Raw genomic sequence first — 21,199 nt, 5'->3', positions numbered from 1 at the left:
CCGAAACGCGCCCCGGAGCGTGCGCCCGTCCGGGCGTGTCCGGGCGCGGAGTCCCCGATGAGGAGCAGTACTGATGAGCGCGGACGGCCGCTGGATCCGGCCCGAGTCCACCCGCAAGCCCATCCTGGGCCCCACCGGGGCCAGGCCGGGCGGTGGCGTCGGACTGGACGAGCGCGCCACGGTGGCGCCGCAGTCGGTGTCGGTCGACCGGCGCCGCCGGCTGCCCCGGGTGCCGCATCCGGCTCGGCCGGTGCTGCGGGCGGACTGGCTGCCGCTGCTGGCGGTGCTGCTGGTGCAGGGCGCGCTGTCGTACCACCTGATCCTCAGCAACACCGCGTTCATCGACGAGGGCACGTACATCTACGCCGGCTACCAGGAGATCGCGCACCTGCGGCACGGCACCCCGGTGTCGACGTACGAGACCTTCTTCTCCGGCTCCCCGCTGGTCTACCCGGTCGTGGTGGCCCTGGCGGACTTCGCCGGCGGGCTGAACGCGGCCCGGCTGCTGAGCCTGGCCTTCATGCTCTCCGCCACGGTGGCCGTCCACCTGGCCACCCGGCGGCTGTACGGCTCGCTCGCCGCGTTCTGCGCGGCCGCGGCCTTCGCGGCGCTCGGCCCCACCCAGTTCCTGGGGGGACTCGCCACCTACGACGCGATGGCGCTGGCGATCCTCGCCTGGGCCGGGTACTTCGCGGTGCGGTCGACCACCGGCGGCGGATTCCCCGGCCTGGTCGCCTCCGGGCTGCTGCTGGCGCTGGCCGGTGTCACCAAGTACGCCGCGCTGCTGTGGGTGCCGGTGGTGTGCGGCATGGCGGTGCTGGCCGGGCCGGGCGGCTCGCTGCGCGACTGGGCGCGCTGGCGGCGCGGGCTGGCCGTGCTGCTCACCTTCGCGACGGCGGTCGGCGTGACCGCCCTGGTGGCCGGCGAGCGGTACGTCGACGGCTTCAACCACACCACGCTCAAGCGCGCCCCCGGCCACGACTCGTACTCCTACGTGGCCTCGGAGGCCGCCCGCTGGGTCGGCCCGCTGCTGGTGGTGGCGCTGCTCGGGACGGTGGCGCAGCTGGTGCGGGCGCGGCGGCGCGGCGGCGCGGCCTGGACGGAGTTCTGGCTGGCCGCGTTGCTGCTGGCGGCCGGGCTGATGGCGCCGGTGAACCAGATCCGCATCCACACCTGGCTGTCGCTGCAGAAGCACGTGGACTTCGGGGCCTGGTTCTCCTGCATCGTGGCGGGCGTGATCCTGGCCCGTGCGGTGCTGTGGCTGCGCGGGCGCTTCCACCTGGTGGCCGGGGTGGCGGCCGCCGCGCTGGTGGTCGGGCCGCTGGCCTGGGAGGGGTCGGCGCAGGGCCGGGAGATGTTCGGCGAATGGTCGAACTCGAAGGAGTTCGTCGCCGCGCTTGAGCCGTACATCGCCAAGGGCGAGGACCGCTATCTGGTCGAGAACTACAACGTGCCCGCGTACTACCTGCGTGAGCGGGCGAACTGGCAGCAGTGGCACGACCTGGTGGCGGTCTTCCGCCGGGACCCGGCCACCGGCCGGATGCAGAACGGGGCGCCCGCCATCCAGGCCGGGATCCTGGCGCACGAGTGGAAGGTCGTCGTGCTGGACTTCACCCAGACCGGCGCCATCGACAAGGAGATCCAGCCGACCTTGAAGGCGGCCGGGTACCGAGTGGTCACCGTGGTGAAGAGCGGGAAGCACGGCCAGTACACCGTCTACGTGGCGCCGGGGTACGACCGGAAGCCGTGACAGCCGCTCAGAACACCATGGTGTAGACCATCAGGTCCATGCCCGGGTACGGCGCCCAGTCCCGGGCGGGGGTGCGGCGGAAGCCGAGGCGCTCGTAGATGCGGTGGGCGGTGGTCATCTCGGGGCGGGTGGAGAACGCCATGCCGGCCAGGCCGAGGTCGCGGCTGCGGGTGATGGAGGCCCGGACCAGGGCCGCGCCGACGCCCCGGCCGCGCGCGGCGGCGGCGGTGGCGAGCATCCGGATCTCGCCCTCGTGCGGCTCGGCGATGTCGGCCCACTCGGTGCCGCCGACCGCGAAGGTCACGCAGCCGAGGACCTGGTCGTCGGCGTCGACGGCGACCAGCAGTTCGGCTTCGCGGGCCCGGCGCTCGGCGTCGCGCAGGTGCTCGACGTACTGGCTGGTGGGCGCGGTGAAGCCGTCGCCGACGAAGACGTCGACGGTGAGGCGGCCGGCTGCGTCGAGGTCCTGCGGCAGGGCCCGGCGGATGAGGTAGTCCATCGGGCCAGTGTGCCGGAGCCGGGTTCGGCGGTGAGGTACGGGGTCGAACGAACCGGCCGTGCCGCCCGAGACGCCCGGGCCGCCCGTCAGCCGGCCTCGCCGTCGCCGGTCAGGTGCTCGACGCTGTTCCAGCGCTCCGGCCGCAGCCGCCCGTCCTGGCCGCGCCACAGGCTCGCCGAGCAGTTGTGCACCGGCCCGAGCGCGGTGAGCTGCTGCTCGCTCAGCCGGTCCAGCGCGTAGCGCAGCATCAGCACGGTGCAGTCGTGGGCGACCAGCAGCACGGGCCGGCCGGCCTCCTCCTCGCCGAGGTCGCGCAGCAGGCTGCGCACCCGCAGCGCGACGTCGGCCCAGGACTCGCCGCCGGGCGGCCGGTAGTACAGCTCGCCCATCTTGCGCCGGCGGGCGGCCTCCTCGGGGTGCTTGGCCTCGATGGCGGCCTTGGGCAGCATCTCCAGGACGCCGAGTTCGCGGTCGCGCAGCCGCTCGTCGTAGCGCACCGCGAGCGAGACCGGGACGGCGCCGAGCCCGGCGGCCTGGGCGAGCGCGATCCGGGCGGTCTCGGCGGTGCGCTCGTACGGCGAGCACCAGACGCTGCGCGGGCGGTCGGCGGCGGGCAGGCCGGCCCACCAGCGGCCGAGCGCCTGGGCCTGCTGCCGGCCGCGCAGCGAGAGCGGGATGTCGGCGTCGCGGCAGCTGATCGGGACGCTGAGCGCGCCGGAGGCCTCGGCGAGCTGGAACTCGACGTTGGCGGTGGACTCGCCGTGCCGGGTGGCGATCAGCACGGACGGCAGTCTTCCGGCGGCCGTCCGGTGCGGGGCGACGAGATGGTGCTGCCCCTGCGTGCCCGGGTGCTGGGTGCCCGGGTGCTGGGTGCCCTGGTGCTGCGTGCCCGGGTGCGGGGCGGGTTGGTGCTGGCCGTTGAGTGTGGTGCCGAGTTCTGCCATGGCCGCGAGCTCCCCGTTGGTCGATCAGGTCCCGGCCGGATGCCGGTCCGGACTTGGTGGTGCCCGGCGTGCGCGTCCTCTCACCCTCGTGATCGCGCCGCCTCCTCCAGTGTTGACGGAGAAGGCGGCGCGATCACAGGGCGCGCGCGGCGCGAATCAGTGCGCCGCTACGGGCTCCGGCGCGTTCTTCAGCTCGTCGTCGCCGGCTTCGGCGCTGTAGTCGGCGGGCCGGGTCTCGTCCGGGCCGACCGGCGCCTTGACCGCCCGCAGCACCAGGGTGAGCGCCACCGCGACGACCAGGTTGAGCGCGAAGGCGGTCAGGCCGATGTAGCCGAGGTGGCCGATGCCGGGGATCTCGGCCGCGTTGCCGCCGAAGTGCGTGGTCTTCGGGTTGGAGATGTTGTACGCCTGCCAGGTGCCGTAGACCATGCCGGCCGCCCAGCCGGCGAACAGCGCCCAGTGGTGGAACCAGCGGGTGAACAGGCCGGCGACGATCGCCACGAAGGTCTGCAGGATCCACAGGCCGCCGAGCAGCTGCAGGTTGATCGCGGCCTGCTTGTCCATGCCGAGCACGAAGACCAGCGCGCCGACCTTGACCAGCAGCGAGACCAGCTTGGCGACGCGGGTCTCGTCGGCGGAGGTGGCGGCGGGCTTGAGCCACTCCTTGTAGACGTTGCGGGTGAACAGGTTGGCCGCCGCGATGGACATGATGGCGGCCGGCACCAGGGCGCCGATGCCGATCGCGGCGAAGGCGACGCCGGTGAACCAGTCCGGGAACATGTTCGCGAACAGCTGCGGCACCGACAGCTGGGGGTTGAAGCCCTTGTCGCCCTTGCCGATGCCGGCCGCGAGGGCCATGAAGCCGAGCAGCGCCAGCAGGCCGAGCATCAGCGAGTACGCGGGCATGATCGCCATGTTGCGGCGCACGGTGTTGCGGGACTTGGAGGCCAGCACGCCGGTCACCGAGTGCGGGTACATGAACAGCGCCATCGCCGAGCCGAGCCCCAGCGTCGCGTAGGTCCACTTCTTGTTGTCGTCGGTGAGGGTCATCCCGCCGGCCTTGGGGGCCTGCTTGAAGTGCTCGGAGACCGCGTCGAAGATGTGCCCGTAGCCGCCGAGGCGGATCGGGATGTAGATCACCGCGACGATGATCACGATGTAGACCAGCGCGTCCTTGACGAAGGCGATCAGCGCCGGGGCGCGCAGGCCGGAGGAGTAGGTGTAGGCCGCGAGCACGCCGAAGGCGATGAACAGCGGCAGGTCCTTGACGAACCAGTTGGCGTTCTCCCCGCCGCCGACCCCGAGCACGTCCAGCACCGCCTGGATGCCGACCAGCTGCAGGGCGATGTAGGGCATGGTGGCGAGGATGCCGGTCAGCGCGATCACCAGGGACAGCGGCCGCGAGCCGTACCGGCCGCGGACGAAGTCGGCCGGGGTGACGTAGCCGTGCACCCGGGAGACCGACCAGAGCCGGGGCAGGAACAGGAACACCAGCGGGTAGGCGATGATCGTGTACGGGACGGCGAAGAAGCCGCCCGCGCCGGTCGCGTACACCAGCGCCGGGACGGCGATGAAGGTGTACGCGGTGTAGAGGTCGCCGCCGAGCAGGAACCAGGTCACCCAGGTCCCGAAGCTGCGGCCGCCCAGGCCCCACTCGTCCAGGTGCGCGGCGTCGCCCGCGCGGCGCCAGCGCGAGGCCAGGAAGCCCATCACGGTGACCAGGGCGAAGAACAGCACGAAGACCACGAGGGCCGGCACGTTGACGTCCTTCATCGCGCACCTCCGTTCCGGGCCGCCTTGCGGGCCTTCTCGTCCCGGTTGATCAACAGGTAGGCGGCGACGGTGAAGACCGCCGAGGCCGGCACCCACAGCAGCTGGTACCAGTAGAAGAAGGGGATGCCGGCCAGCGCCGGGTCGTTCTTGTTGTACGAGGGCACCCAGAGCATCGCGACGATCGGCACGAGCAGGGCGAGGGCGGCCAGGACCCGCTCGGGGGTCACGGCCGGGACGGCCGCCCCGGGACCGGGCGCGCCGGTGTCGGTGGGATCGGGATCAGAGGGCATCTTCGGCTCCGCTCCGGAGGGTTCCCCGTCGGCGCCGCAGCCCGGGAGGACGTCCTGCGCCCCCGCGAGCCCGCCGAGCAGCACCATCGGTGATCGACAGTCAGTACGGCTGCGCAATTTAGAGCATGACGTGACCCATGTCACCGGAATTGACGGAACTTCTCACATCCCGGGCGGGCGCGTCGGGAGCACGCGCCCGCGCACGGACGCGAACGGGCACCGGTGCGCGGGTCGCGCGCGCCGGTGCCCGGATGCGGGAGGTCCTGGGGGCGGGCCTACTCGGGCCGCTTCAGGCGGGTGATGAACTTGTAGCGGTCCCCGCGGTAGATCGAGCGCACCCACTCGACCGGGGCGCCCTCGGCGTCGAAGGAGTGCCGGGAGAGCTGCAGCATCGGCAGCCCGAGGTCGGAGCCGAGCAGGCCCGCCTCGCGCGGGTTGGCCAGGGTGGTCTCGATGGTCTCCTCGGCCTCGGCCACGGTGACCCCGTAGACCTCGCGCAGCGCCGCGTACAGCGAGTTGTGCTTGGCGAGGTTCTTGCGCAGCGCCGGGAAGCGCTTGGCGGACAGGTGGGCGACCTCGATGGCCATCGGGTCGCCGTTGGCGAGCCGCAGCCGCTCGATCCGCAGCACCCGGCCGCCGGGCTTGATGTCGAGCAGCGGCGCGAGCCGGTCGTCGGCGGTGATGTAGCCGATCTCGATCAGCCGGGAGGTGGGCTCCAGGCCCTGGGCGCGCATGTCCTCGGTGTAGGAGGTGAGCTGGAGGGCCTGGGCGACCTTGGGCTTGGCGACGAAGGTGCCCTTGCCCTGGATGCGCTCCAGTCTGCCCTCGACCACCAGCTCCTGCAGGGCCTGGCGCACGGTGGTGCGGGAGGTGTCGAACTGCGCGGCGAGCGCCCGCTCGGGCGGGACGGGCGTGCCGGCGGGCTGGGTCTCGGTGAGCTGCAGCAGGTGGCGCTTGAGTCCGTAGTACTTGGGGACGCGCGCGGTCGGGTCGGTGCCGGCCTGGGTCGGGAGGTTCTTCACCTCGGGGTCGTCGGCCTGGGCGGTGGTTCCCCCGTCGCTGCTCATCGGACCTGTTCTCCCGCTTCTCGCAAGGCCTTTTCCGGCCCCGCCACATCGTTAACGGACCACATCGTTGCATGTATGGCTACGGAACGAATACCTCATCACGCGATGAACGATGTGCGGTGTCGGCTTGATAACGGGTGGTCGGGATCCGTCGAACTCCCGTTGACAGGCCCATTGGTCTAGGCCAAGCTCCAGGCATCTGGTCTACACCACTAGGCCGGTTCCGATGAATCCCCCCACCCGATCGAAGGGGTCCGCGGCACCATTCCTCCCGCTTCGCGCGGGTCTGCCGCTACCGTCCGACGTGGGGCAACCCAGGCATCCCTCAGGAGGATGGCGTGAAGCGTCAGCTCATCGCGGCGGTCGGCGTCGCAGCAATGGTCGTCGGCGTGGCGGCGTGCGGTTCGGACGGCAAGAAGGACGACGCGAAGAGCGGCTCGTCCTCGGCGGCCAAGAACTTCGACGGCAAGACCCTCACCGTGTGGCTGATGGACGGCTCCGCCCCCAAGGGCTGGGAGGACAGCGTCAAGGCCGACTTCACCGCCGCCTACCCGGGCGCCAAGCTCGACATCCAGACCCAGAAGTGGAACGGCATCGGCCAGAAGGTCACCGCCGCGCTCTCCGAGGGCTCGGTCGACGTCCTGGAGATCGGCAACACCCAGACCGCGGGCTACGCCGCCACCGGCGGTCTGCTCGACATCACCAAGGACAAGACCGACCTGGGCGGCGCGGACTGGGCCGCCAACCTGAACGAGTCCTCGATCATGGACGGCAAGCAGTACGCCGCCCCGTGGTACTTCACCAACCGCGTGGTGACGTACAACAAGGACCTCTGGACCAAGGCCGGCATCACCACCCCGCCGAAGACCCTGGACGAGTTCTCCGCCGACCTGGACAAGGTCAAGGCCGTCCCGGGCGTCACCGACCCGCTCTACATGCCGGGCCAGGAGTGGTACACCTACTTCGGCCTGCTGACCAGCGAGGGCGGCAAGCTCGCCAAGAAGGACGGCGACAAGTGGGTCGGCGGCCTCTCCTCGCCCGAGGCCCAGAAGGCCTTCGAGACCTTCAAGAAGCTGCAGAGCCACTCGGCCACCGCCCCCAAGGACAAGGACGAGGCCACCCCGCAGCAGAAGGACGTCTTCGCCAAGGGTGACATCGGCGCCATCATCGGCCTCGGCTGGGAGGTCCCGAAGCCCGAGGAGATGGCCGCCGACAAGATCGGCTACTTCCCGCTCCCCGGCGCCACCGCGGACAAGCCGTCCAGCGTCTTCCTCGGCGGCTCGAACCTGGCGATCGCCCAGCAGACCAAGAACCCCGAGCTCGCCAAGGGCTTCCTGAAGATCGCCCTCAGCGACAAGAACGAGGGCCTGTTCGCCGCGGCCGGCTCCATCCCGAACAAGACCTCGCTCAACAGCAAGGTCGCCGGCGACTTCGCCAAGGCCGCCCTGCCGGCCTCCGCCAACGGCGCGGTCACCCCGAACGTCGCGACGTGGAGCAACGTCGAGAACGAGCCGAACCCGGTCAAGGACTTCCTGACCGCGGCGCTCACCGGCGACTACGCCGCCGCGGCCAAGAAGGCCGACGACGAGATCGCGAAGCGGCTCAACAGCAAGCAGTAGGCAGTCGAGCGGCGTCGCTCACCGGCCCCCGGCGGGGGGCCGGTGGGCGGCGCCTGTCCGTCGTGGTCAGGTTGTGAGGAAGAGAGAACGATGGCCGTGCATTCGGACCCGGTGCGGACACAGTCCCCGGGCACAGGGAAGGCCGCCGTGCGCACCCCTGGCGTGATCGCCGGAGGCGGTGCCGGACGCGCTCCGAGGAAGACCGGCAGAGCGACCGGCGAACCGGGATTCGGCGCCCGCGTCGCGCCGTACCTGCTCCTGCTGCCGGCCACCGTGGTGACCATCGGCCTGCTGGGCTGGCCGCTGCTCAAGACGATCCTGCTGTCGTTCCAGAACCTCAACAAGCGGCAGTTCATCCAGCACCTGACCGAGTGGAACGGCTTCGACAACTACAAGGAGCAGCTGACCGATTCGGAGTTCTGGACGGTCACCGGCCGCACGGTCGCCTTCACGGCCGTCAACGTGCTGCTGATCATGCTCGGCGGCACCCTGATCGGCCTGCTGCTCAACCGCCTCGGGAAGTGGATGCGGCTGGCGCTGTCGGTGGCGCTGGTCCTCGCCTGGGCGATGCCGGTGGTCGCCGCGACCACCGTCTACACCTGGCTCTTCGACCAGAACTTCGGCGTCGTCAACTGGTTCCTGGACAAGCTGGGCTGGCACTCGATGGCCCACTTCAACTGGTACAGCGGCGAGTACTCGACCTTCTTCGTGATCGTGCTGCTGATCGTGTGGATGTCGATCCCGTTCGTGGCGATCAACATGTACGCCGCGCTGACCACCATCCCCAAGGAGCTCTACGAGGCCGCCCGGATGGACGGCGCCGGCCCCGTCAAGACCTTCACCGCGGTGGTCTTCCCCAGCCTGAAGCCGTTCTTCCTGGCCACGACCTTCCTGGAGATCATCTGGGTCTTCAAGGCGTTCACCCAGGTCTACCTGATCAACCACGGCGGGCCGGACGGGCTCACCCGCACGCTGCCGGTGCACGCCTTCCTGGAAGGCATCGGCGCCCAGCGCTTCGGCGCGGGCTCCGCGATCGCGGTGCTCACCATCCTGATGCTGGCCGCGCTGATGTCGTACTACTTCCGCATCATCCTGAAGCAGGAGGACGAGCTGTGAGGCGCTCGCTCATCGGACGTACCTGGCCGAACGCGATCGCGGTCGTCCTGCTCGTCTTCTTCGTCTTCCCGGTCTACTGGATGATCTCCACGTCCTTCAAGCAGGACAAGGACATCATCAGCCGGACCCCGGTCTTCCTCCCGCTGGACGCCACCCTCGACCACTTCGACAAGGCCGTCCACGCCGACAACTTCTGGACGTACGTCACCAACAGCCTCACGGTGACCGTCGGCGCGGTGCTCGTCTCGCTGGTCATCGCCACCCTGGCGTCCTTCGCCGTGGCCCGGATGAAGTTCCGCGGCCGCAAGGCCTTCGTGCTGGTCATCATGGTGGCCCAGATGGCGCCGTGGGAGGTCATGACCATCGGCGTCTACATGATCTCGCGCGACAACGACCTGCTGAACAGCATCGTCCCGCTCACCGCCTTCTACATGATGATGGTCCTGCCCTTCACCATCTGGACGCTGCGCGGCTTCATCGCCGCGGTGCCCAAGGAGCTGGAGGAGTCGGCCATGGTGGACGGCTGCACCCGCACCCAGGCCTTCCTGAAGGTGATCTTCCCGCTGCTCGCCCCCGGCCTGATGTCGACCTCGCTGTTCGGCTTCGTCACCGCGTGGAACGAGTTCCCGCTCGTCCTGTGGCTGAACAAGAAGCCCGACAGCCAGACCCTGCCGCTGTGGCTGTCGTCCTTCCAGACCAACTTCGGCACCGACTGGGGCGCGACCATGGCCGCCTCGACCCTCTTCGCGGTCCCGATCCTGATCCTGTTCATCTTCCTGCAGCGCAAGGCGGTCGGCGGTCTGACCGACGGCGCCGTGAAGGGCTGAGCCAACGTGAGCATCCTCGTCCCCACCACCCCGGACAGCGACCAGCTCCACCGGGACGCGCTGACCGTCCTGCAGCCCGGCTTCGTCGGCACCGAGCCGCCGGCGTGGCTGCTGCGCCACCTCGCCGCCGGGCTCGGCTCGGTCGCGCTGTTCGACCGCAACGTGGTCGACCTCGACCAGCTCTCGGCGCTGACCGGCGCGCTGCGCGCCGAGAACCCCGACCTCCTGATCGCCATCGACGAGGAGAGCGGCGACGTCACCCGCCTGGAGGCCGGCTCCGGCTCCTCCTGGCCGGGCAACCTCGCGCTCGGCGCGATCGACGACCCGGGGCTGACCCGGGACGTCGCCCGCGAGCTGGGCCGGGCGCTGGCCGAGGCCGGCGTCAACTACAACTGGGCGCCCACCGCGGACGTCAACTCCAACCCGCGCAACCCGGTCATCGGCGTCCGCTCCTTCGGTGCCGACCCGGAGCTGTGCGCCCGGCACACCGCCGCCTGGGTCGAGGGCCTGCAGTCGGCCGGCGTGGCCGCCTGCTCCAAGCACTTCCCCGGCCACGGCGACACCGCGGTGGACTCGCACCACGGCCTGCCCGTCATCGACGTGGACCTGGACGTGCTGCGCGCCCGCGACCTGGTGCCGTTCCAGGCCGCCATCGCGGCCGGCACCAAGGCCGTGATGACCGCCCACATCATGATCCCGGCGCTGGACCCGAAGCTGCCGGCCACCCTGAGCCCGACCGTGCTTCGCGACCTGCTGCGGGCCGCGCCCGAGGACGGCGGCCTCGGCTACCAGGGCCTGATCGTCAGCGACGCGATCGAGATGGGCGCCATCGCCGACACCTTCGGCATGGGCGAGGGCACCGTGCTGGCCCTGGCGGCCGGCGCGGACGCGATCTGCGTCGGCGGCGGGCTGGCCGACGAGGACACCGTGCTGATGCTGCGCGACGCCATCGTGGCGGGCGTGCGGGCCGGCCGGCTGACCGAGGAGCGGCTGGCGGACGCCGCCGAGCGGGTCCGCTCGCTGGGCAGCTGGGGCCGGATCGCGGCCCAGGGCGAGCGCTTCGAGCCGGACCTCGCGGTCGGCCTGCGGGCCGCCCGCCGGGCGCTGAAGGTGGTCCGCGCGCCGGGCCGCGAGGTGCTGCCGGTGACCGAGCGCCCGTTCGTGGCCTCGTTCTCGGACGAGCCGAACATCGCGGTCGGCGACGTCACCCCGTGGGGCGTGGCCGGCATGCTGGCCGACCGCTTCCCGGGCACCCGCACCCGCGAGGTGTCGGCCGCCGACGCCGCCCCGGAGCTGCTGGACGCCCTCGTCGCCGAGCTGGTGGGCGCCGCCGAGGGCCGCCGCCTGGTGCTGGTGGTCCGGGACGCGCACCGGCACGCCTGGATGTCCGCCGCGCTGGCCCGCCTGGTCGCGGCCCGGCCGGACGCCGCCGTGGTCGAGATGGGGCTGCCCCAGTCCGAGCCGGTCGGCGCGCTCCACATCGCCACCCACGGCGCGGCCCGGGTCTGCGGGCTGGCCGCCGTGGAGGTGCTCACCGGGCAGTACGGGGCGGTCGCCTGAGACGCGATCACCCGAGGCTCGATCGCCCGAGGCTCGATCGCCCGAGGCTCGATCTTCCGAGAACCGGGCCCAGGGCCCGTCGTGCGCTACGCGCATGACGGGCCCTTTGCTTTTCCCGGCCTTTTCCCGGAATTCGATCCGTGGATTTCCGGAATGACCGTGCTCCATCAAACCGATCCGGAATCCGCCGGAATTCCCACCGAGGGTGATGACCCGGCGACGGATCGCCATGCGGTGACAACGGCTCTGCAACGGCCGTGGTGGCAAGGGGTGTTGGCCGTTGACATCGCATTTGGTCTAGGCCAAAGTCCACTCCATCCCTGCAGCACCACCCTTGGCTCTAGCACCTCGGAGAATGGCGTAATGAAGCGTCAGCTCATGTCCGCGCTCGGAATCGCCCTGGCGGTCGGGCTCACGGCCTGCTCCTCGACCGGCTCGCCCCCGGCGGGCGACGGGAGCGCCGCCGCCGATCCGAAGGCGGCCCGCGGCACCGTCACCGTCTGGCTGATGGACGACGCCCAGAAGAACTGGCCCGACCTGGTCCAGCGGGTCAACGACGAGTTCGCGGCGAAGTACCCGAACGTCACCCTCAAGCTCTCGTACCAGGGCTGGGCCGACAAGGTCGGCAAGCTCGACAAGGCCATCGCCGACGGCAGCGCCCCGGACGTGGTCGAGCTCGGCAACACCGAGACCATGAAGTACGTGCTCTCCGGCGCGCTCGCCCCGGTGGACCGCAGCAGCTTCGACAACTCCGACGCCTGGATCAAGGCGCTCGCCAACACCTGCACCTACCAGGACAAGCTCTGGTGCGTGCCCTACTACGCCGGCGCCCGGGTCGCGATCTACCAGTCCGCCGCCTTCCAACAGGCCACCGGCAGCGCGGAGTTCCCGAAGACCGAGACCGACCTGCTGGCGGCGCTGGACCGGATCGCCGAGAAGAACAGGTCCGACCGGTCCTTCTCCCCGCTCTACCTGCCGGGCCCGTACTGGTACGCGGCGATGAGCTACGTGGCCGCGTACGGCGGCAGCATCGCCAAGTTCGACTCCTCCGGCAACTGGCACGGCACCCTGCACGACCCCAAGTCCCAACAGGGGATCAGCCACTTCGTCGACCTGGTCCGCAAGTACAACAAGGGCGACCAGACGGTCAACGAGCAGAACCAATACGAGGCGATGGCGCGCGGGCACGCCGCCGCCTTCTACGGCAACGGCTACGAGGCGGCCAGCGTCACCGCGCCCGGCACCGGCGACCCGAGCCTCAAGGACTCCGTCAGGCTCGCCACCATGCCCGGCCCGGACGGCAAGCCGCTGCCCACCTTCATCGGCGGCTCCGACCTCGCGGTCACCGCCAAGTCCGCGCAGTCGGCACTGGCCGCCGACTGGATCCGGATGTTCACCGGCACCAAGTCCCAGCAGGCGCTGGCCGACAAGGACATCCTGCCGAACAACCTCACCCAGCTGGCCCCGCTGAAGAGCAGGCCGACCACCGCCGCCGCGGCCAACGCCGTGCCGGACGCCTGGTTCACCCCGCTGGCACCCGGCTGGGGCGCGGTCGAGAAGCAGAGGATCCTGCCCGACATGCTGGCCGCGATCCTCAAGGGCAAGTCCGTCGACCAGGCCACCAAGGAGGCCGACGCGGCGATCGACCAGCTGATCAACAAGCCGTCCTGACCGGCCGTGCCGGGCGGCACTTCGGAGGTGCTGCCCGGCGGGCCCGCTCGTAGGATTGCCGCAGCGAGTGTGCGGACTCGCCGACGCAGAGGCCCCCGCCGGGCGCCCGCCCGCGCGGGTCGACCCATCTCATCGGAGGCACACCCAGATGTCCGACCCGCAGACCGTTCCCGGCCGGATCATGGCGGCGGAGATGGCCGAGCAGCCGGCCGTCCTCCAGCGCATCCTCGACGAGGGCGCTCCGAGGATCCGCGAGATCGCGGGCGAGATCGCCGCCCGCAAGCCGCGCTTCGTCCTGCTGACCGCACGCGGCACCTCCGACAACGCCGCGCTGTACGCCAAGTACCTGATCGAGATCCTGCTCGGCAAGCCGGCCGGCCTGACCTCGATGTCCACCACCACCGCGTACGGCGCCAAGCCGGACCTCACCGACGTGCTGGTCGTCACCGTCAGTCAGTCCGGCGGCTCGCCCGACCTGGTCGCCTCCACCAAGGCCGCCCGCGAGGCCGGCGCGATCACCCTGGCCGTCACCAACAACGCGGCCTCGCCGCTGGCCGAGGTCTCCGAGTTCCACATCGACGTGCTGGCCGGCCCGGAGAAGGCGCTGCCGGCCACCAAGACCTACACCGCCGAACTGCTCGCGCTCTACCTGCTGGTCGAGGGGCTGCGCGGCGGCGACGGCGAGCGGGCCCGGGTGCTGCCGGGCCTGGCCGCCGGGATCCTGGCCCGCCAGCCCGAGGTGAAGGCGCTCGCCGAGCGCTACCGCTTCGCCCAGCGGCTGGTGATCACCTCGCGCGGCTACGGCTACCCGACCGCCCGCGAGGCGGCGCTGAAGCTGATGGAGACCACCTACATCCCGGCCACCCCGTTCTCCGGCGCCGACCTGCTGCACGGTCCGCTGGCCATGGTCGACAACGTCTCGCCGGTCATCGCGATCGTCCCGGACGGCAAGGGCGGCGAGGCGCTGCAGCCGGTGCTGGACCGGCTGCGCGGGCGCGGCGCGGACCTGGTGGTGGTCGGCCAGCAGGCGCAGGTGGACGCCGCCTCGGCCGGCTTCGCGCTGCCGCCGGGCGTGCCGGAGGAGGTCCAGCCGGTCCTGGAGATCCTGCCGCTGCAGCTGCTGGCGTACGAGGTCACCATCGCCCGCGGCCAGGACCCGGACGCCCCGCGCGCGCTGGCCAAGGTGACCGAGACGCGCTGACGTCCGGACCCGCGCGGGCCGGGCCCCGTCCACCGACCGTGGACGGGGCCCGATCCGCTGAGCGGCGGAAGGTGGCCGGGGGAGTGCCCTCCGGGGCCGGGGCCGGAAAGCCCGGCGGGTCCGGAAAGCCCAGCGGGTCCGGAAAGCACTACGGGCCACGGCGCCGACACGGGACCCTCAACCCGTGCGGCACCGCAGCCCGGAGCTGTCGTCGGCCACCGGTGACGATCGAGGACTGTGCGGGGTCCTCGTTCGGCGGTGTCCGACCGAGGAGCGGCCTCGCGCGGTCAGGGCAGTTGCGCGGTGGGCCTCTCCTTGGTGCCCTTTCATTGTGGACTAGACCAATCGGGGTTGTCCAGGGCGGGCGGCAAATTGGTCTAAACAACTCGGGGCGGTCCGGGGGGCGGTCCGGGCGCCGCCCCCCGGGTCCGCCTCCTGGTCCGCCGCGCCCCGCCGCGACCGGCGGCGCTACCCTCGCCATGTGCCCTCGCTGAACGAACTCGTCCGCCGCCACACCACCCTCACCGGGGCCGACGTGGAATGGCTCCACAACCTGGTCTCGGAGTGGCAGCTGCTCTCCGACCTCTCCTTCGCCGACCTGGTGCTGTGGATCCCCACCTGGGACGGCATCCGGTACGTGTCGGTCGCCCAGATGCGGCCCAACACGGGCCCCACCTCCTACCAGGACGACATGGTCGGTCACCTCGTCCCGCGCGGGCGCCGCCCGCTGCTGGACGCCGCCTTCGACGAGGGCCGGATCGTGCGCGAGGGCGACCCGGAGTGGCGCGAGGAGGTGCCGGTGCGGGTCGAGTCGATCCCGGTCCGGCGCGAGGGCAAGGTGCTCGGGGTGATCGCCCGCAACACCAACCTGCTGACCGTCCGCACCCCCAGCCGACTCGAACTCACCTACCTGCAGAGCGCCTCCGACCTGGCCCAGATGATCGCCGCCGGCAGCTTCCCGTTCCCCGGCGTCGAGCAGGCCGACATGGACGCGGCCCCCCGGGTCGGCGACGGCCTGATCCGGGTGGACGCGGACGGCATCGTCACCTACGCCAGCCCCAACGCGCTCTCCGCCTACCACCGCCTGGGCCTCACCACCGACCTGGTCGGCAGCCACCTCGGCCGGGCCACCGCCGAGCTCGCCCCGCCGTCCCGCTCGGCCGTGCACGAGGCGCTGGTGAAGCTGGCCAGCGGCTGGGCCCCCCGGCAGACCGAGGTCGAGGCCCAGGGGGGAGTGGTGACGCTGCGCGCGATCCCGCTCAAGCCCAAGGGCACCCTGACCGGCTCGCTGGTGCTCTGCCGCGACGTCACCGAGCTGCGCCGCCGCGATCGCGAGCTGATGACCAAGGACGCCACCATCCGGGAGATCCACCACCGGGTGAAGAACAACCTGCAGACCGTCGCCGCCCTGCTGCGGCTGCAGTCCCGCCGGATGGAGTCCGAGGCCGGCCGGGCGGCGCTGGACGAGGCGGTGCGCCGGGTCGGCTCGATCGCGATCGTGCACGAGACGCTGTCCCAGGCGCTGGACGAGCAGGTGGCCTTCGACGAGATCGCCGACCGGGTGCTGGCGATGGTGATGGAGCTGTCCCAGGACGGCCGGGTGGCGACCCGCCGCACCGGCAGCTTCGGCATCCTGTCCGCCGAGGTGGCCACCCCGCTGTCGATGGTGCTGACCGAACTGCTGCAGAACGCCCTCGAACATGCCTTCGGTCCGACCGCCTCCGGCAACCTGGAGGTGAGCGCGCTGCGCGGGCGGGCCCCGGCGACCGGCATGGGCTGGTCGGACAGCTGGAACGGCGGCGCCAAGCCGGAGGAGTACCTGCTGATCACGGTGCAGGACGACGGCCGCGGGATGCCGGAGGGCTTCGACCCGAAGACGGCCGGCAACCTCGGACTGCAGATCGTCCGGACGCTGGCCACCGGGGAGCTGGGCGGCACCTTCGACATGGTGGCCGGCCCGAACGGCGGGACGAAGGTCGTCCTGGAGATCCCGGTGCGCTGAGGTGTGCAGGGGGCGTGCAGGCGGCGGAAGCGCCGGGTGCACGCTCCGTGCGCCCACCCGAAGAGGGACGGGCTGCGCGGAAACAGAAACGAGGCCCTGTCGACCGGGGGGGGGTGGGTCGACAGGGCCTCTCAACCCGTTCCGGCCGTCGGGGGGAGTCGGCCGGAACGGGGGCTCTGGGTGGTGCGACACCCGGCCGGTGCGTTGCACACGGTGAGCGCCTCAGCTCCACAATATTGCTCTAAGTGAACAGTATCAAGTGGCTGGACGGACTGGTGTCGCGGGACCTTGCCGGGCAAGGCCCTTTGTTCGGAAGGCTTCACCAGGAAGTGCAGGGAAGCCTTTGATCATGAGTCGATCGGTACTGCGGTTACTGCTGGTGTTGCCACCGGTTCGGCGTCGCCGCCTGTGTCACTGCGTGTGATCAGGCGGTGCGGGCGCGGTTGCGGGCGGCGCGGCGCTTCATGGCGCGACGCTCGTCCTCGCTCATGCCGCCCCAGACGCCGGCGTCCTGACCGGTCTCGAGCGCCCACTGCAGGCACTGCTCCATCACCGGGCAGCGGCGGCACACGGCCTTGGCTTCCTCGATCTGCAGCAGAGCAGGACCGGTGTTCCCGATCGGGAAGAACAGCTCCGGGTCCTCTTCGCGGCAGACAGCGCGGTGGCGCCAGTCCATGGTCGTCCAACTCCTCCTGCCGGCGGGGGTGGCACCGGCATAATCGAATGGCTTGTGAATGTGAACGCTTTCACGAATCCCACAACAGCAAAAGAGACCAAAGGCCTACCGGGCCCGGGTGGTCTGTGCTGGGGGGGATTCGGCGATTCGAGGGGCACCTCGCGGTCAGCTTCCCTGTGGTGCTGGTCGCCGTCGCTGCGATGTGTCCCGATCGCCATGTAGAGGTTCGCAAACCTCGGGCTCGGATACAACCCCCTTCGGGGAGGAATTTTTGATTCTTCGGTGTCGCTTAGCTCACAGCCAGTACTTCGATGGAGTGAAGGGGGCTTGTGCGTTCGAGAAGAAGGGCGAACCCCTCTTCCGGTCACACAATCACACGCAGTGCCCGTCGTACGCCTGTGAAACTGACCCGACTCCGGTCTCCAAGATGGTCCCCGTCCACCTGGAACGGTGCGGGTTCCTCTGAAACCAAGGTGAAGTGCCTGACGTCGTGATAGGAGACGACGTGCTTCCCGGACGGGCCGGCCGGCGGTGCGCCGTCGGCCGAAGGCGTGTGCGACCGCAGGATCTGACGGATCGTTCGAGCGGTACCGAACGCCGTCATCCGGGTGATCCCGAAGACGTCGAGGTCGGTGTCGAAGGAGGCGAGCGGCGAGGGGTAGACCGGGCGGTTGCCCAGGAAGGTCCACGGCGAGGTGTTGCTGACTATGGCCATCACCAGGCCCGGCACCCGCTCGTGGCCCGGCAGCTCCAGGGCCACCGGCCCCGACCGGCGCTGCTCACGCTGGGTGAAGTAGTGCCGGATCGCCTGCCCGACGTACAGGGCGTGGGTGGACTTGCGCCCGGCGTTGCGCTGGGCCTCGACCCGACCGACCACCCCGGCGTCGAAGCCGTACCCGGCGGTGAAGGTGAACCAGCGGTCCGGCAACCCCTCGGTCATCGCCTTGCCCAGCCCGATCGGGCGCTCGCGCCCGTGGTCCAGCGCGTTCAGCAGGACGCCGGTGGCCTCCACCGGGTCGTTGGGCAGGCCCAGCGCGCGGGCGAACACGTTGGTCGAACCGCCCGGCACCACGGCCAGTCGCGGGACCTTCTCGCCCGGGCCGTGGGTCAGCAGCCCGTTCACCACCTCGTTGACGGTGCCGTCGCCGCCCAGCGCCACCACCAGGTCCACCGAGCCGTCCTGGGCGGCCTCCCGGGCCAGGTCACGGGCGTGGCCCCGGTACTGCGTCTCGGCGACGTCCAGCTTGAGGTCGCTGCGCAGCGCGTGGATCAGTACGTCCCTGGTCCGGCCACTGGTGGTGGTGGCCTTGTGGTTCACGACCAGGAGTGCGCGCATGGGGAAAGCCTACGGGTCGGTACGGACCGACCGGCGGCTACCCTGCTGGAGTGACCGCAGAAACCTCCGCACCCGTACCCACTCGCCCGGTTTCGCTCACCCTGGGCGCCGCCATCACCGCCCTGGAGGGCGCCGCACTGGCCGTCGTCGGCGTCTGGGACATGGTCTCCGCGCTGTCCGGCCAGACCAAGCAGCTGGCCCTGAACGAGTTCGGCGGCGTGGTCATCGTGCTGCTCGGCGTGCTGCCCGTGCTGGCCGCCCGGGCGCTGCTCAAGGAGCGCCGCTGGGGCCGCAGCCCGGCGGTGCTGACCAACTCCCTGTGCCTGCCGGTCGCCTACTACATGGTCGAGAGCGGCGGCGCGATGGTCGTGGTCGGCGGGCTGACCGGCCTGCTCGGGCTGGTCGGCATCGGGGCGCTGCTGAACCCGAAGTCGACGGCGGCCCTGTACACCCAGCAGGGCTGAGCGCACAGGGCCGCCGACGTACGGCTGACGGCCGCTGAGCGGCCGTCAGCCCCGGGGCCGGTCCGACCGGCCCTACTCCTCCACCAGCAGCTTCTCGCGCAGCTGGGCCAGCGTCCGGGCGAGCAGCCGGGACACGTGCATCTGGGAGATCCCCACCTCGGCGGCGATCTGCGACTGGGTCATGTTCCGGAAGAACCGCAGCACCAGGATCTTCTGCTCGCGGGGCGGCAGTTGGGCCAGCAGCGGCTTCAGCGACTCGCGGTACTCGACGCCCTCCAGCGCCTCGTCGGTGGCGCCCAGGGTGTCCGCCACGGCCGGCGACTCGTCGTCGCTGTCCGGGACGTCCAGGGACAGCGTGGAGTACGCGTTGGCGGACTCCAGGCCCTCCAGCACGTCCTCCTCGGAGATCCCCAGGTGCTCGGCCAGCTCGTGCACCGTGGGGGAGCGGCCGTGCCGCTGGGAGAGCTCGCTGGTCGCCGTGGTGAGCGACAGCCGCAGCTCCTGCAGGCGGCGCGGGACGCGCACCGCCCAGCCCTTGTCGCGGAAGTGCCGCTTGATCTCGCCGACGATGGTCGGCGTTGCGTAGGTGGAGAACTCGACCCCGCGCTCGTGGTCGAAGCGGTCCACCGACTTGATCAGGCCGATGGTGGCGACCTGGGTCAGGTCGTCCAGCGGCTCGCCGCGGTTGCGGAACCGTCTGGCCAGGTGCTCGACCAGCGGGATGTGCATCCGGACCAGCTGGTTGCGCAGCTCGACGCGCTCCGGGGAGCCCTCGGGCAGCGCGGACAGCCGGACGAACAGCGCGCGGGCCGCCTCCCGGTCCGGCGCGCCGGTGCGGTGCGAGCCCTGGGCGGGCACCGCGCCGTGCAGGTCCCCGGCCTCGCCCGCCGGATCGGGCGGGTTCGGGGAGTCGTGCGACGGATCAGACGTCGGCTCGGTCGGCTGGCTCATCCGGTGGGCGTCCTTCGGGTGCGCTTCGTCGTTGGCGGCGAGGCCGGGAACGCTCGCCTGGGTCGGTACGGCAGGGCCCGCCGTCGCGAGGCCGGTACGGTCCAGATCACTCACGGCCATTCCCCCGTTCCGTTCCGGGAGCACCGGGGCCGCTGGCCCCGGAAGTCGTCTCGTTGGTCGTACCGCGTGGTGGGGCGGTACCGGGAGCCGCCCGCCCGGCCCCCGGTGGGGGAGCGGCGGACGGCCCGTGCAGGGTGTTGCTGCTGGGCGGCGCGCTGGCTAGTGGGCGGCGGAGCCGCCGCGCTTCTTGTGCAGGCTGATGGACACGGTGTTGTCCTCGCCGACCGAGGAGTCCACCTCGCCGGCCAGCGCGGAGAGCACCGTCCAGGCGAAGGTGTCCCGCTCGGGGGCCTTGCCGTCGGTCGTCGGGGCGGACACCGTGACCTTCAGCGAGTCGCCGACCAGGCGGAACTCGCAGGACAGCACGGAGCCGGGCACCGCCTGCTGGAGCAGGATGGCGCAGGCCTCGTCCACCGCGATCCGCAGGTCCTCGATCTCGTCGAGGGTGAAGTCCAGCCGGGCCGCGAGCCCGGCCGTCGCAGTCCGCAGCACGGAGAGGTAGGCCCCCGCCGCGGGCAGCCGTACCTCCACGAAGTCCTGAACTCCGAGATCGTCGTCGATCTGGGACACCCTTGCCTCCTGGGTGGCGTGCTGTGCTTCCTAGGTACCCCCGGACGGGGGCTCGATGCCGGGAATCCGCCATCGCTCTCAACGCCCTCGGCACCCTGGTGCGAGGGTTACTCATGGTAAGGCATTGCGACGCAGGGTGGCAGGGCCTTTCCCGACTCCGCGGGATTCCGCCGGTCTCCCTACAACACCGCGCGGGCCCCGGAGAATCCGCACGGCGTCCGGGTGCCCGCTCAGGTGCGGGCGCCCGCGGCGGCGAGCGCGTCGCCGGTCAGCCGGTAGACGGTCCAGCCGGTCATCGGCACCGCCCCGAGCGACTCGTAGAAGTCGATCGAGGGACGGTTCCAGTCCAGCACCGACCACTCCACCCGGGAGTAGCCGCGCTCGACGGCGATCCGCGCCAGTTCCAGCAGCAGCGCCTTGCCGTGGCCGCCGCCGCGGGCCTCCGGGCGGACGTACAGGTCCTCCAGGTAGACCCCGTGGGTGCCGCGCCAGGTCGAGAAGTTGCGGAACCAGACCGCGAAGCCGACCGGCTCGCCGGTGGCGTCGTCCTCGGCGATCAGGCCGAACAGCGCCGGGTCGGGGCCGAACAGCGCGGTGTGCAGCTGCTCGTCGGTGGCCACGGCCTCCTGCGGTTCCTTCTCGTACTCCGCGAGCTCGCGGATGAATTCCCGGATGACGGGGACGTCGCTGGCGACGGCGGTGCGGATCATGCCACCGAGCCTACCGACCGGGCCCGGTTCCTCCCAGGGGTGAAGGGCCCGAC

At 71.2% G+C, this 21,199-nt stretch carries 19 protein-coding genes; 9 read left to right on the top strand and 10 right to left on the bottom strand.

The annotated features are described in order from the left end of the window. Positions 1–73: 73 nt before the first annotated feature. Positions 74–1,750, top strand: coding sequence for an ArnT family glycosyltransferase (locus AB2U05_RS11805; protein WP_369183172.1), 1,677 nt, complete (start codon positions 74–76; stop codon positions 1,748–1,750). Positions 1,751–1,757: 7 nt separating this feature from the next. Here AB2U05_RS11805 and AB2U05_RS11800 read toward each other — a convergent pair whose 3' ends face one another. From AB2U05_RS11800 to AB2U05_RS11780, 5 genes are all read right to left on the bottom strand, one after another. Beyond that, complete coding sequence (locus AB2U05_RS11800; RefSeq protein WP_045699853.1) at positions 1,758–2,249, bottom strand: GNAT family N-acetyltransferase; 492 nt, start codon at positions 2,247–2,249, stop codon at positions 1,758–1,760. An 86-nt stretch (positions 2,250–2,335) separates the two neighbouring features. After that, a complete protein-coding gene (locus AB2U05_RS11795; RefSeq protein ID WP_369183171.1) occupies positions 2,336–3,193 on the bottom strand; it encodes a histidine phosphatase family protein in 858 nt (285 codons plus the stop codon). Between the two features lie 156 nt (positions 3,194–3,349). Beyond that, the gene (gene mctP, locus AB2U05_RS11790; RefSeq protein ID WP_369183170.1) at positions 3,350–4,966 is read right to left on the bottom strand and encodes a monocarboxylate uptake permease MctP; all 1,617 of its coding nucleotides are present in this window, start codon (positions 4,964–4,966) and stop codon (positions 3,350–3,352) included. Continuing rightward, entirely contained in the window at positions 4,963–5,256 is a 294-nt protein-coding gene (locus AB2U05_RS11785; protein ID WP_045699923.1) for a DUF3311 domain-containing protein, read from the bottom strand. The genes mctP and AB2U05_RS11785 overlap by 4 nt, the downstream gene beginning before the upstream one ends. A 275-nt stretch (positions 5,257–5,531) precedes the next feature. Beyond that, positions 5,532–6,323 (bottom strand): GntR family transcriptional regulator, encoded by a 792-nt coding sequence (locus AB2U05_RS11780; RefSeq protein ID WP_078860363.1) that lies wholly within the window; start codon positions 6,321–6,323, stop codon positions 5,532–5,534. A gap of 338 nt (positions 6,324–6,661) precedes the next feature. On the opposite strand from AB2U05_RS11780, the gene AB2U05_RS11775 reads away from it, so the two are divergent. The 7 genes from AB2U05_RS11775 (at position 6,662) to AB2U05_RS11745 (ending at position 16,319) form a co-directional block, all read left to right on the top strand. Continuing rightward, positions 6,662–7,942, top strand: a complete 1,281-nt coding sequence (locus AB2U05_RS11775; RefSeq protein WP_369183169.1) for an extracellular solute-binding protein — start codon at positions 6,662–6,664, stop codon at positions 7,940–7,942. Positions 7,943–8,032: 90 nt separating this feature from the next. Beyond that, on the top strand, positions 8,033–9,058 hold the full coding sequence (locus AB2U05_RS11770; protein WP_369183168.1) for a carbohydrate ABC transporter permease: 1,026 nt from the start codon (positions 8,033–8,035) through the stop codon (positions 9,056–9,058). Next, positions 9,055–9,885: a carbohydrate ABC transporter permease gene (locus tag AB2U05_RS11765; RefSeq protein WP_045699862.1), complete on the top strand. Its 831-nt coding sequence runs from the start codon at positions 9,055–9,057 to the stop codon at positions 9,883–9,885. The genes AB2U05_RS11770 and AB2U05_RS11765 overlap by 4 nt, the downstream gene beginning before the upstream one ends. Positions 9,886–9,891: 6 nt before the next feature. After that, complete coding sequence (locus AB2U05_RS11760) at positions 9,892–11,445, top strand: glycoside hydrolase family 3 protein (protein ID WP_045699864.1); 1,554 nt, start codon at positions 9,892–9,894, stop codon at positions 11,443–11,445. Positions 11,446–11,808: 363 nt separating this feature from the next. Next, complete coding sequence (locus AB2U05_RS11755) at positions 11,809–13,116, top strand: extracellular solute-binding protein (protein WP_045699866.1); 1,308 nt, start codon at positions 11,809–11,811, stop codon at positions 13,114–13,116. A gap of 148 nt (positions 13,117–13,264) precedes the next feature. Then, complete coding sequence (locus AB2U05_RS11750) at positions 13,265–14,317, top strand: SIS domain-containing protein (RefSeq protein ID WP_045699869.1); 1,053 nt, start codon at positions 13,265–13,267, stop codon at positions 14,315–14,317. Between the two features lie 481 nt (positions 14,318–14,798). Further along, positions 14,799–16,319: a sensor histidine kinase gene (locus AB2U05_RS11745; RefSeq protein WP_208615514.1), complete on the top strand. Its 1,521-nt coding sequence runs from the start codon at positions 14,799–14,801 to the stop codon at positions 16,317–16,319. A 424-nt stretch (positions 16,320–16,743) separates the two neighbouring features. On the opposite strand, the gene AB2U05_RS11740 is transcribed toward AB2U05_RS11745, so the two are convergent. Beyond that, positions 16,744–16,995, bottom strand: a complete 252-nt coding sequence (locus AB2U05_RS11740) for a WhiB family transcriptional regulator (protein WP_014138019.1) — start codon at positions 16,993–16,995, stop codon at positions 16,744–16,746. Positions 16,996–17,359: 364 nt separating this feature from the next. Next, a complete protein-coding gene (locus tag AB2U05_RS11735; protein ID WP_045699878.1) occupies positions 17,360–18,331 on the bottom strand; it encodes a diacylglycerol kinase family protein in 972 nt (323 codons plus the stop codon). 50 nt (positions 18,332–18,381) lie between these two features. On the opposite strand from AB2U05_RS11735, the gene AB2U05_RS11730 reads away from it, so the two are divergent. After that, positions 18,382–18,795 carry a hypothetical protein gene (locus AB2U05_RS11730; RefSeq protein WP_045699880.1) on the top strand — a complete coding sequence of 138 codons (414 nt, stop codon included), beginning with the start codon at positions 18,382–18,384 and terminating at the stop codon, positions 18,793–18,795. 72 nt (positions 18,796–18,867) lie between these two features. Here the strand turns inward: AB2U05_RS11730 and AB2U05_RS11725 are convergent, their stop codons facing one another. From AB2U05_RS11725 to AB2U05_RS11715, 3 genes are all read right to left on the bottom strand, one after another. Beyond that, complete coding sequence (locus AB2U05_RS11725; RefSeq protein ID WP_244178898.1) at positions 18,868–19,860, bottom strand: RNA polymerase sigma factor SigF; 993 nt, start codon at positions 19,858–19,860, stop codon at positions 18,868–18,870. Positions 19,861–20,025: 165 nt separating this feature from the next. Then, entirely contained in the window at positions 20,026–20,436 is a 411-nt protein-coding gene (locus tag AB2U05_RS11720; RefSeq protein WP_045699882.1) for an anti-sigma regulatory factor, read from the bottom strand. A 230-nt stretch (positions 20,437–20,666) separates the two neighbouring features. Beyond that, positions 20,667–21,146, bottom strand: a complete 480-nt coding sequence (locus tag AB2U05_RS11715; RefSeq protein WP_045699885.1) for a GNAT family N-acetyltransferase — start codon at positions 21,144–21,146, stop codon at positions 20,667–20,669. Between the last annotated feature and the right edge of the window lie 53 nt (positions 21,147–21,199).

It is taken from the genome of Streptomyces sp. Y1, from assembly GCF_041053115.1.
In the GTDB taxonomy this organism is placed as follows: Bacteria; Actinomycetota; Actinomycetes; order Streptomycetales; family Streptomycetaceae; genus Kitasatospora; species Kitasatospora rubellomurina.
This window is presented reverse-complemented; position numbering and strand designations above follow the sequence as displayed.

Coding starts and splice junctions, on each gene's coding strand:
- AB2U05_RS11805 (WP_369183172.1), top strand. CDS start 74: ATGAGCGCGGACGGCCGCTGGATCCGGCCCGAGTCCACCCGCAAGCCC.
- AB2U05_RS11800 (WP_045699853.1), bottom strand. CDS start 2,249: ATGGACTACCTCATCCGCCGGGCCCTGCCGCAGGACCTCGACGCAGCC.
- AB2U05_RS11795 (WP_369183171.1), bottom strand. CDS start 3,193: ATGGCAGAACTCGGCACCACACTCAACGGCCAGCACCAACCCGCCCCG.
- mctP (WP_369183170.1), bottom strand. CDS start 4,966: ATGAAGGACGTCAACGTGCCGGCCCTCGTGGTCTTCGTGCTGTTCTTC.
- AB2U05_RS11785 (WP_045699923.1), bottom strand. CDS start 5,256: ATGCCCTCTGATCCCGATCCCACCGACACCGGCGCGCCCGGTCCCGGG.
- AB2U05_RS11780 (WP_078860363.1), bottom strand. CDS start 6,323: ATGAGCAGCGACGGGGGAACCACCGCCCAGGCCGACGACCCCGAGGTG.
- AB2U05_RS11770 (WP_369183168.1), top strand. CDS start 8,033: ATGGCCGTGCATTCGGACCCGGTGCGGACACAGTCCCCGGGCACAGGG.
- AB2U05_RS11755 (WP_045699866.1), top strand. CDS start 11,809: ATGAAGCGTCAGCTCATGTCCGCGCTCGGAATCGCCCTGGCGGTCGGG.
- AB2U05_RS11750 (WP_045699869.1), top strand. CDS start 13,265: ATGTCCGACCCGCAGACCGTTCCCGGCCGGATCATGGCGGCGGAGATG.
- AB2U05_RS11740 (WP_014138019.1), bottom strand. CDS start 16,995: ATGGACTGGCGCCACCGCGCTGTCTGCCGCGAAGAGGACCCGGAGCTG.
- AB2U05_RS11735 (WP_045699878.1), bottom strand. CDS start 18,331: ATGCGCGCACTCCTGGTCGTGAACCACAAGGCCACCACCACCAGTGGC.
- AB2U05_RS11715 (WP_045699885.1), bottom strand. CDS start 21,146: ATGATCCGCACCGCCGTCGCCAGCGACGTCCCCGTCATCCGGGAATTC.